The organism is Mucilaginibacter sp. 22184 (assembly GCF_052045695.1).
Classification (GTDB): Bacteria; Bacteroidota; Bacteroidia; order Sphingobacteriales; family Sphingobacteriaceae; genus Mucilaginibacter.
The window spans coordinates 145,938-158,123 of the sequence record NZ_JBQEPI010000008.1; the positions used below are offsets into that span (position 1 = coordinate 145,938).

At 41.6% G+C, this 12,186-nt stretch carries 6 protein-coding genes; all 6 read left to right on the forward strand.

Annotation, left to right across the window (positions count from 1 at the left end; translation table 11 throughout):
• The first annotated feature begins 669 nt into the window (after positions 1 to 669).
• The 6 genes from ACTJKG_RS18685 (at position 670) to ACTJKG_RS18710 (ending at position 11,997) form a co-directional block, all read left to right on the forward strand.
• Entirely contained in the window at positions 670 to 3,765 is a 3,096-nt protein-coding gene (locus ACTJKG_RS18685) for a SusC/RagA family TonB-linked outer membrane protein (RefSeq protein WP_440740105.1), read from the forward strand.
• Between the two features lie 12 nt (positions 3,766 to 3,777).
• Positions 3,778 to 5,343: a RagB/SusD family nutrient uptake outer membrane protein gene (locus tag ACTJKG_RS18690; RefSeq protein WP_440740106.1), complete on the forward strand. Its 1,566-nt coding sequence runs from the start codon at positions 3,778 to 3,780 to the stop codon at positions 5,341 to 5,343.
• 30 nt (positions 5,344 to 5,373) lie between these two features.
• Entirely contained in the window at positions 5,374 to 6,138 is a 765-nt protein-coding gene (locus tag ACTJKG_RS18695; RefSeq protein ID WP_440740107.1) for a hypothetical protein, read from the forward strand.
• 65 nt (positions 6,139 to 6,203) lie between these two features.
• A complete protein-coding gene (locus tag ACTJKG_RS18700; RefSeq protein ID WP_440740108.1) occupies positions 6,204 to 8,291 on the forward strand; it encodes a beta-galactosidase in 2,088 nt (695 codons plus the stop codon).
• Between the two features lie 24 nt (positions 8,292 to 8,315).
• Positions 8,316 to 9,872 carry a GH39 family glycosyl hydrolase gene (locus ACTJKG_RS18705; protein WP_440740109.1) on the forward strand — a complete coding sequence of 519 codons (1,557 nt, stop codon included), beginning with the start codon at positions 8,316 to 8,318 and terminating at the stop codon, positions 9,870 to 9,872.
• 172 nt (positions 9,873 to 10,044) lie between these two features.
• Positions 10,045 to 11,997, forward strand: coding sequence for a sialate O-acetylesterase (locus ACTJKG_RS18710; RefSeq protein WP_440740110.1), 1,953 nt, complete (start codon positions 10,045 to 10,047; stop codon positions 11,995 to 11,997).
• Positions 11,998 to 12,186 lie beyond the last annotated feature (189 nt).

The window sequence follows — 12,186 nt, forward strand, 5'->3', positions numbered from 1 at the left end:
CGACATCGCATGGATTAACACCTGTTCCTTATTGATCAATTACAAAACGATATATTATTTTAAAACCGGCTGTCATTAGGATAAATAAAATATAACTGCTGCATATTTTATTTATCCTTAACGGGTCCCTAGCAAGAGCTAATCACCATGAATAACAGATTAATCAGTTTAAAGTAAATCAAAATAATACATCGCTTTCTTGATATTGCACAAGGGCAAAACAATGGTGATTTATGATGAAAACATTATCATGGCATTTGTATATTATTGAAAATTAGATATTTGAATGTGAATAAACATTTGTTACATCAATAATTACAAATGTTCCCTTGTTTTTTCTGTACCGGTAATACCTTCACTTTCACAATAGACCAATTATTTCATTCAGAAACTTCAAGATTAACCACGGGACTTTAATGGAGTATATAAAGCATTTTAATGGGCTTTATGTCATTTTAATTAACGGAAATAAGGTAGCATTAGTTGCGCAATCGATTGAAATGATATTAATGCCAGTTGCACACTCATTAAATCAGGAAAGGTATTTCCAATATCCTTGTTTCCCATATCAGCCAACCGAAAAAATTACGCAAGGAAATCTGCCGCCATGACGATTGACAAGTAATTATATATAGACCCCAATCAATCATAAATCATTACCTAATTTATATGAAAAGAAAATTATTTTGTAATAGATATGCCTCCCTTTTTTTCGTTCTGTTCTTCATTATGATCTCGCAAGGCTCCGCATTAGCCCAACCGGCATCGCGGACGATATCCGGTGTCGTAATTAGTGCCGATGATAACCAACCGCTAATCGGTGTAGGGGTTAAAATAAAGACAACCACGACCGGAACGATTACCGATGTAAAAGGTGCCTACCATATCAAGGCTAAAACCGGAGATATTCTCGAATTTACTTATATAGGCTTTCAGCCACTATCAGTTACCGTGGGTGAAGCCAATGAAGTATCCATAAAAATGACTCCCATGTCAAATTCTTTAGATCAGGTTATCGTAGTTGGTTACGGAACCCAGGTGAAAAAAGTGGTAACAGGGGCTACTGTACATGTTAGTGGAAGTGATTTGGCCAAAAATCATACACTTACCGTGGATCAGGCTTTGCAAGGGCAGGCGCCTGGTGTGCAAGTAACATCCACCTCGGGACAGCCTGGAGATGCTTTAAAAGTAAGGATAAGGGGTATTGGTACCATTGGTAATTCAAATCCTTTATACGTAGTTGATGGTTTCCCGACCTATGACATTTCAAGCCTTAACCCCAATGACATCGAATCCTTGGACGTACTAAAAGATGCTGCATCAACGGCAATTTATGGTACAAGAGCAGCAAACGGTGTTATACTAATAACCACCAAAAAAGGAAAAAGCGGTAAGACGCAAGTCTCATTCGATGCTTACTACGGGTTACAGAATCCGGCAAAAAAATTGGATTTGCTGGATGCTCACGAATATGGCATCATCATGAATGAAGCTGCAGTGAATTCTGGGAAAGCGCCAATGTATACACTTGACCAACTCAACCAATTGGGAGCAGGAACCGATTGGCAAAAAGCAGTTACACAAAAGAATGCTCCTATTAAGAATTACAGCGTTAGTGCCTCTGGTGGCAATGACCGGTCGACGTATTCATCCTCTTTATCTTATCAAAAACAGGATGGTATTATCGGATTGCCCGGTAAATCCAATTTTGAACGAATATCATTTCGTATTAATTCCAGTCATGATTTATATAAAGATATTATCAAATTTGGTCAGAACCTGACTTATAGCCATAGCACGCAAAGCAGCATCGGGACAGGAAATATTTATGGTAATTCGATCAAAGGGTTGCTCAATACCAGTCCTACCTTTCCTGTTCGTAACCCGGATGGAACATATGGAATTTCAACCGTTAGCCCGGAAGAGGTGAATCCAGTTGCCGCTATGGACTACACTAATAATAACAGAACAATCACCGACCGTTTATTGGGCGATGTGTTTTTGGAAGCGACCATATTTAAAGGGTTGAAATTCAGATCAGATTACGGGCTCGACCTATCCTATAATTCCACCAATACATTTATACCTGTTTATTCCTTGGGTACTAATAATCAGAATACGAATTCTACAGCTACCATGGGTTTGTACCGTAACACCCGCACAAACTGGGATAACTCACTGACCTATCAGAAATCAATTGGCAAGCATAACCTTACCGCATTGCTTGGTTCAACGGTGTTGCGGGAGACGACCTTTTATGTAAGCGGTAGTAAACAGGATTTGATTATTCCGGATTTTAACCATGCCATCATAGACAATGGTACCAATGACGCAACCCAGAAAGCATTTGGCGGAATTACGGTGCCTGAGCACAACATACTTTCTTATTTCGGTCGTATAAATTATAACTATAATGAAAAGTACCTGTTAACCGCCATCGTACGGCGTGATGGATCTACCAATTTTGGCTCGAATAATAAATATGCTACTTTTCCTTCAGTATCAGCTGGCTGGGTTGTAACGAGTGAAGAATTCTTGAAAAATGTCAAATGGCTTGATTTCCTTAAGATCAGGGCAGGTATCGGACAGAACGGCAATGATAATGTGCCTACAAGTAATTATTATGCCTATCTGGCGACTGTGAGTTCTACCTACAACTCTTATTATTTTAATGGTGTAAAATCAACGGGGACGGTTCCAAATAAAGTACCTAATCCCGATTTGAAGTGGGAAACTTCACAACAGGCAGATGTCGGTTTCGACGCCACTATTTTAAGAGACCTTAACGTCACTTTTGACTGGTACAACAAAACGACTAAGAACTGGCTTATTGTGGCTCCGGTGCCAGCCATTGTAGGCACAGGTGCCCCCACAGTTAATGGTGGCGATGTTTCAAACAAGGGTATTGAACTGGCCGTTAACTATCAGCATAAATTTGGGGATCTTTCATTTGGTATCGGTGGAAATATAGCCTACAATAAAAACCGGGTGACTGATATCGCTAACCCGGAAAAAATAATACATGGAGCAACCGGTGTTCTAACTGCCAGCACAGATGAGTTTTACCGGGCACAAGTAGGTTACCCGATCGGTTATTTTTACGGCTTAAAAACTGATGGCCTTTTCCAGACACAGCAGGATGTAAATTCATATGCTAAAAATGGAACCTTAATTCAACCTGGCGCTAAGCCGGGTGATGTTCGTTTCGTTGATTTAAATGGCGACGGTAAAATTGACGCAAACGACAAGACCATGTTGGGTGATCCAAACCCCCACGAAACCTATGGGTTTAATTTAAATGCAGGTTATAAAGGTTTTGATATTTCTATACAATTGAATGGGGTAGCTGGTAATCAGATAGTAAACGGTATTCGTACTAACGACCGGTACTATGCTAATTATACGACCGCCATTTTGGGACGCTGGACAGGCGCCGGAACCTCTAATACCATTCCACGGGTGACCCAGGCCGATGAAGCAAATAATAATTATGGGCGATTCTCTGATCTGTACATTGAGAACGGAGATTTCTTAAGGGTCAAAACCATCAATATCGGCTATGACTTTAAAAAGGGGCTTTTGAAAAACCTGCCCCTGCAACAATTTCGTCTTTACTTATCCGGAACGAACTTGTTTACGTTCACCAAATATAAAGGTCTCGATCCGGAAGTGGGTTATGGTAATGATGGGTGGGCATCAGGTACTGATTTAGGATATTATCCTCAGCCGCGTACAATAATGCTGGGCTTAAGTGTAAAATTTTAAAGGAAAATGATCATGAAAAAATTAATATATGTAATAGTTTTTTTACTGTCGGTTAGCTCATGTAAAAAGGGGTTATTGGATACAACTCCGATTAATCAAAAAGGGATCAGCGATTTTTATAAAACTCCCGATGATGCTTTTCAGGCACTGGTAGCGGCATACAGTGTGCTTGACTGGAGTGGCTTTGGCAATATTGCCCTTACCAGCGAGATTGCCTCTGATGATTGCTTTGGTGGAGGGGGAATCGGAGATGCCAATGTAAGGCAATGGGATCGTTTTGAACCATTAACTGATCATAATATAGATGCGTGGACAAAATATTATACCGGGATATACCGGGTTAATGTCCTGTTACAAAATATAGACAAGGTTGATTTTGGAGCCAATGCAGCCTTAAAAACCAGGTATATAGCAGAGGCGCATTTTTTGCGCGCCTATTTTTACTTCGATTTGGTGCGAATGTTCGGTAATGTAATTTTACTCACAAGCCCGGTCGAGCCTGGTAAATATAGTCAGCCACAGGCCAATCCCGATGAGGTTTACAAATTAATTGCAACCGACTTGAAATCAGCTGTGGCAGATTTAGCCGCAACTCCCTATAGTTCTATTCCTACTGCAGAATACGGCCGTGCTACCAAATGGGCCGCGGAATCGCTTTTGGGCCGTGTGTTTTTATATTACACTGGTTATTATGCTAAAACAGACCTTGTTGGGCAAGTAACCAAGTCAGATGCTATCAAGCTAATAGATGATGTGATCAATAATAGCGGCCATGCCCTGGTACCTAAATACGCCAACCTGTGGAGATCATCCGGAGGGGCGGATTTTGCAGGGCAGAACAATGTAGAGGGTGTTTTTAATGTGCAATATACTTATTTAGGTTTAAAAGATTATAACCAGCAAAACGGTAACAGAATGCAGGTTTTAATCGGAATCAGGAGCCAGGTACTTTTACCGTATTATAAAGGTTGGGGATTTGCAACTGTAAATCCTAAATTATGGAATGCTTTTGCCGCTGATGATCCGCGCCGCGCCAATTCCATCATTTCCATTTCTGGCGAAAGCTTGGCCAGTCAATATGTCGTGGGAGATCAATCTCAATACACCGGTTATTTTTGGAAGAAATATACGCCGTTAAACGCGGGAAAGCCGGAAGATATGGGTGGTGATTTTCAGATAGACAACTATGATAACTACGTAGCGATACGTTTTGCCGATGTGCTTTTGATGGGTGCGGAATTAAATTTATCGTCTAATCTTTCCGTTGCCCAAAGTTATTATAACAAAGTTCGGGACCGTGCTTTTCAGGATGCTAATCATCATAAAACTTTAACTGCTGATGCTGCCGGCCTTCAACTGATCATGGATGAACGTCGTTTTGAACTTTCCCTGGAGGGGCAGCGTTACTGGGATTTATTACGACAAGGTATGACAGTTGCAAAACAGGCTATTGATAACAGCGGCATGGGTACCGATTTCAACGTTACATTTCGCACAGAAACAAAAGGTTTGTTAGAAATACCGCAAACTCAGATCAGTCTATCAGCGGGAAGTCTGAAACAAAATCCGGGTTATTAATCCACTTGATATCACCAATAGTAGAGAAAAATGAAAGTTTTAAAGAACATCGGGTTATTAATATGGGTTTCCTATTTGATAACCGCTTGCAGTCCGAAAGAAAATAGAACAAGTCTTGGATTACCCATTGCGAAATCAGACTTGAGGTTTTCAGTTACCCAACAACAAGGATATGATAATATGATTATCGTAAAAAACAATACTCCTGGTATTATTCCATTCTGGGATTTTGGTAACGGGAATTCTAACAAGCAGCAAGACACAACTATTTTACCTTTTGCCGGAGATTTTTACATTAAATTTATCGCCTATTCAAAAGGTGGACCGACAGCGGATTCGGTAAAAATCAAGGTTTCAAAAAATGATATTAATTATTTTAAAAGTCCCTTGTGGAATTTACTTACGAATGGAACGGCTGGCAAGACTTGGGTATGGGCTATTGATAACCCCTCGGGTTGGGTTCGTGGAAACGGCCCTCAAGACGCGGTTATTCCGCAGTGGTGGCAGGTTCCCGCATCTGGTCTGGGAGCTGATTTGAATGACGAGATGACATTTAACATTAACGGAAATGCTAATTATGTAAAAGTAGCAAGTAAAGGGCAGACAAAAGGTGTTTTTACACTGGATACGCTTAATAAAACGCTGAAAATTACCGGCGCTGATATCAGTGAGGGAAGTGGCAACAGTACGGTATATAATATTGCTAAACTAAACGAGAATGAATTAACCATTGTGCAAATTGGCAGTGGGTTTAGCAACCAGTGGCTGTTCAAAAGAAAAGGATATAAGTATTAAGTATTAGTTTGCCTGCATCAACCGGCAAGGAAGCTCCTCGCCGGTTGATGCTATATCTGCCTCAGATGAGAAAATTTATAACCCTAATTATTATTGCTTTTTTACTTCCTTGGTCATTTTTAAAAGCACAGGAAACCAACAAGTTTTTTCCGGAAAAGGATCTGGTGACAACGGGTATCTATTATTATCCCGAGCATTGGAGTGAAAGCCAATGGGAAAGGGACATCAAGACAATCTCAGAGATGGGTTTTGAGTTTGTTCACCTGGCAGAATTCGCCTGGTTCAAAATGGAACCGGAGGAAGGGCGCTTTGATTTTACCTGGCTCGACAAAGTGGTGGCTCTGTGCGCCAAATATCACCTCAAAGTATTGCTATGTACGCCTTCTGCCACCACGCCAACATGGATGCGGATAAACTACCCGGAGACATTTGTAATGGATGGCCATTATATCCGCGCGGAAAATGGTACGCGGGGATTAGAATCGATAGTTAATCCTAAATTTCGCGGTTACGTGAAAAGAATAGTAGCGGAAATGGGCAAACGTTACGGGCAGAACAAGAATGTGATGGGCTGGCAAATAGATAATGAACCTGGCGCTGTTTCCGACTATAGTCCCTCATCTCAGGAAGCATTCAGAACTTGGCTGAAAAACAAATACAAAACCGTTGACGAGTTAAATAATGCCTGGGGAGCCGCCTTCTGGAGTCAGTGGTTTAACAGTTTTGATCAGGTCATCATTCCCAATACCAACCTGGTAGGCTGGTGGGGCAATAACCCGCATGCTTTGCTGGATTTTAAAAGATATTCGGCTGATGCCCAAGCCGGATTTCTTGACTTTCAGGCAGATGTTTTACGCAGTTACGTTTCAAAGGCGCAATTTGTGACCACCAACTATACTGCCGTTTGCACGGGTTCGGACCCTAATCGTACCAAGAAACTGGATTTTGCCGCATACACCGCGTATCCAAATGGAGGCAGTGATAATATCGGTGAATCAGGTTTCCGTTTAGGCAACAGCGATGTCGTTCTTTTCGCTTCAGAATACTACAAATCTGTTGGTGGTGTGTCAGGTGTTTTGGAGATCCAGCCCGGCCCTGTTAATTGGGGAAGTTATAATCCACTGCTTTTACCGGGTACCGTTCGGTTATGGCTGTATCATAGTTTTGCGGCAGGAGGAAAGATAGCCTGTTCGTACCGCTTCCGGCAGATCCTGTATGGCGCAGAGCAATATCATGCCGGTGTAATACAAACGGATGGTATCACAGCCTCGCAGGGCGGTAAAGATTATATGCAGTTCATGAAAGAAGCGACTGAACTGAGGAAGCAGTATAAACCAGGTATGAGTATGCCCGCGAAGCTGGCTGCGCGCTCCACCGCAATCCTGTGGAATGTAGAAAATTATTGGAGCATTGACAGACAAAAACAGACTGGGCAATGGAATACCTGGGATTACCCGGTAAAGTACCTGAAAACCGCAAGGTCATTGGGTGCGCCAGTTGACGTTATCCAGGAAACGGCAGATTTGTCAAAGTATAAAGTCGTAATCGTTCCTGCCTATGAGATGATCGATTCTGCATTGGTAAAAAAATGGAATGACTATGTAACCGGAGGCGGCCATTTGGTTATTACCTGCCGCACTGGTACTAAAGACCGCAGAGGCCATTTTTGGGAAGGAGAAACCGCCATGCACTTATCAAATCTGATTGGCGCTCATATAAGCCAGACGGATATGCTTTCATCTTATGGTAAGGGCGATATATTGATGGATTCAAATCATTATCCATGGCATAGCTGGGCAGATTTGCTTACGCCGGATGATAGGACCGAAGTGCTTGCTACCTATAACAACCAGTTCTATAAAGGGAAAGCTGCGGTTGTAGAACACCATATTGGCAAAGGAGTTGTAACCTATATCGGCGTAGATACGGATGATTCCAAATTAGAAAAAGGCATATTAAGAAAGATTTATAAAGATAACGGTGCAACTACGGAAGATTATCCTCCCGGTGTTTTTGTTTACTGGCGCGACGGCTTTTATACGGCTTTAAATTATTCGTCAGAAAATTATCCTGTAAGTCTGCCGGATAAGGCAAAAATTCTAATAGGCGAAAAGACACTAAAGCCAGCCGGAGTGCTCGTGTGGACAGAATAATTTTAATAAGTATTAACAAAGCAGATGAAAAAAATAATTTGGGTGTTGGTGGTTTCGCAATTCGTTTTCTTGGCTAATGTAAATGGCCAGAGAGTGATCAATGTGGATTTTAACAAAAGTTCTGTTAAGCTGAATCCCATGTTTAACGCATGTGTAGGCGCAGGCAGGGCAAACGAAGGGCTGCGCGCCGACTGGCAGCAGCAACTGGAATATGTAAGAAAGCAATGCGGTTTTAAATATATCCGCATGCATGGGCTATTGACCGATGACATGGCGGTGTATACAGAGGACGCAAAAGGCAATCCGCAGTATAATTATATGTATGTAGACGCGCTCTTTGATTTTCTGCATAAAATCGGGATAAAACCTTTTGTAGAATTAGGCTTCATGCCTAACGCGCTGGCCAGTGGAAACCAGACAATTTTTTGGTGGCGAGGCAATGTTACCCCGCCAAAGGATTACAACAAATGGCAGGCACTGATCACCAACCTGGTTCAGCATTTTACAGAACGATATGGTGCCGAAGAAGTAAAAACCTGGTATTTTGAAGTATGGAATGAACCTAACTTATCTCCTGGCTTCTGGACGGGCACGCAAGCAGATTATTTCAAGCTATACGATTATTCGGTAAAAGCGGTCAAGAGCGTAAATTCCGGATATAAAGTAGGCGGGCCGGCTACGGCCGGTGCAGCCTGGATTCCTGAGATGATCAGTCATTGCAGCAAAAATAACATCCCGATTGATTTCGTTAGTACCCACTCTTATGGTGTAAAACAAGGTTTCCTGGATGAATATGGAAATTCGGGAACGGTGTTAAGCAAAGATTCGCTGGCGGTGAGCGGTGACGTGTTGAATACCCGTAAACAAATTACTCAATCAGCGTTGCCAGGCCTGGAACTGCATTATACAGAATGGAGCGCGTCCTACACTCCGGCAGATCCCATACATGATAGTTATCATGAAGCAGCCTATATCCTGGAAAAATTAAAACAAGTTGGCAATGCGGCAAATTCTATGTCGTACTGGGTTTTTACCGATGTGTTTGAAGAGCCGGGGCCGCGATATACCCCTTTTCACGGAGGTTTTGGCTTGCTCAGTATACAGGGCATAAACAAGCCGGCTTTTTACTCCTATAAATTCATGAATAAACTGGGGGGAACTGAGTTAGCCAATACCGACAAACGTTCTTGGGTTTGCAAAAATGATCAGGGAGGTGTCCAGGCGTTATTGTGGGATTATACCTATACGCTACCCGATTCAGTCAATAACCAGACTTATTACATCAAAGATTTGCCCGCCAAGCCGAAGGGAAAAGTGAAAATAAACCTGTCGCATGTACCTGCCGGAAAATATACAATGGAGGTTTATAAAGTAGGTTACCGGGTGAATGATGCCTACACCCGCTATATGGATATGGGCTGGCCGGGGCAGCTAAACAAGCAGCAGGTTGAAAAATTCAAAGAAGAAAATGGTTCTCCTGTGACAAAACAGGAAATCGAAATAAAGCCCAAAGCGGTGTACTCCAAAGAATTTGATATCCGGGAAAATGATGTTATCCTTCTAAGCCTGATTAAACACTGACCAGGATTATTTGCCTTGGTTATCTGATTAATAAATTGGATATCAAAGATATACTTGGTGTCTCAATCAGTGCAAAATTAACAGTAATATACAGACAGAACTGTAGAAGGTAATGATTAAAGTTAAAATGGCCACATCATAAGAGGCTAGCTGGACCGAATTAAACTAACAGATGAAAGCAGAAGTACGAATCCTATTCATATTTTTTTTAATTTTTCACTTTTTTAAAACCAATGGTTACGCACAAATAACCCTGCCAAAGGTGTTTGGAGACAATATGGTCCTACAAAGAGACATACCAATTCCTGTTTGGGGAAATGCCACTCCTGGATCACATATTGTAGCAACACTCGGTACGGTAACTAGGTTAATAAAAGTAAATCGACAAGGTAAATGGATGTTGTACTTCCCCAAATTTAAGGCCGGCGGTCCCTATGATCTTAAAGTAGCATATTCTGGCAAGCCGGAATCATCAATCAAACTTAAAGGATTGCTTATTGGTGATGTCTGGCTTGCATCTGGACAGTCCAATATGGAATGGCAAGTACAACAGGCACAAGACGCTCCACGCGAAGTCGCTAAAGCCGGTTATCCTCAAATCCGCTTTCTTATCGTTCAGCAGAATAAGGCATTAAGTCCTCAAAAGGATATTTTGGCAGGGACATGGAAAATATGTGATACCAATACCGTGAAACAATTCTCCGCAGTAGCTTATTATTTTGCCCGTAAAATACATAAGGAGCAAAATGTACCCATTGGCATCATTCAAAGCACCTGGGGAGGAACACCAATTGAACCATGGACAAGCAGAGAAATGCTGCTTACCTCACCAATTACTAGGACAAAAACATTAGGCGATGATACACTTACCAAGCATGATTTTTTGAAGGATAGTCTGGATATGATACGACTTTGGGATATCGTTTATCATCCCCAGGAAAATGCGGACAAGATCACTCCTTTGCCGGAATTTAAGGACACTGATTGGAATGGCGTAGAGATGCCCCGCTTGGTGAAAGATTTTGGGATTGGAAAATATGAGGGTATAATGTGGTTGCGAAAAAAAATTGAGCTACCGCCTTCTTTTGTAGGAAAAGATTTGGTACTCAATATTGGTCACCCTGAAATGAACTATTTGCTTTATTTCAACGGCGCTGAAATATGCAGATCTATTTGGAATAACGATCGAAAGCAGTTTTATACAATTCCTTCCAGTCTCGTTAAACACGGAGAAAACGTTGTTTCACTCAGAATAGCCATGCTGTGGGGAGGCGGTGGGTTAAATCCTCCGGCCGAAGATATTTATATTACTAATGGACATTTGAAGATTTCTTTGGCGGAAAAATGGCTATATAAAAAAGATATGGAGCCACCAATTCCTAAAATGCGCAATTATCAGTATCACCCGGCATTACTGTTCAATGCTATGATTAATCCGCTGATTCCTTTTGGGCTCAAAGGATTTATCTGGTATCAGGGAGAGGCAAATGATTCGGCTGCATACCATTACAGAAAATTGTTTCCAATGCTGATCTCCGACTGGAGACAGCGATGGCATCAGGGAGATCTACCATTTTTATATGTACAGTTGGCTAATTTCAGGAAAACGGATTTGCTTCCGGCTGAAAGCGAATGGGCGGAATTAAGAGAAGCACAGGCACTAACCCTATCACAGCCAAATACAGGCATGGCCTGTACAATAGATATCGGGGAGGTTAACAGTATCCATCCACTTAATAAACAGGAAGTTGGCCGCAGATTAGCACTGGTGGCGGAAAAAAAAGCATACAGGTATGATATCTGCGCATCAGGTCCTCTCTACAAAAAACATGTTATTAAAGGCAATAGCGTAATTATAAATTTTACTTGTACAGGCCCGGGGCTTGCAACCAGGGACAGTGCCACGTTACGAGGGTTTACTATCGCCGGAAATGATAAAAAGTTTTATTGGGCGTCAGCGAGAATAGAAGGCGATCAAGTAATTGTAAGCTCGGATAAGGTAGAAGTTCCGGTTGCTGTACGTTACGCCTGGGCCGATAATCCCGTTTGCAACCTTATTAATAAAGATGGTTTACCAGCTGTGCCTTTCAGAACAGATGAATGGAGAGGAATTACCCAAAAATAAATCAAATGGATTATCAATGCTAAGATTACTGTAATTGTACAGGAGTGTAGTAGTATAAAAATGGAAGTTCGGGCGGTCGTTATGAGATAGCACAAAAAGGATTAACTTATATTATCTATAAGAGATAAGTTATTACGAACCGGAAAATACTTGTTAAAGGATTTTTAGAATAAGTGAATTTTTTAGTTA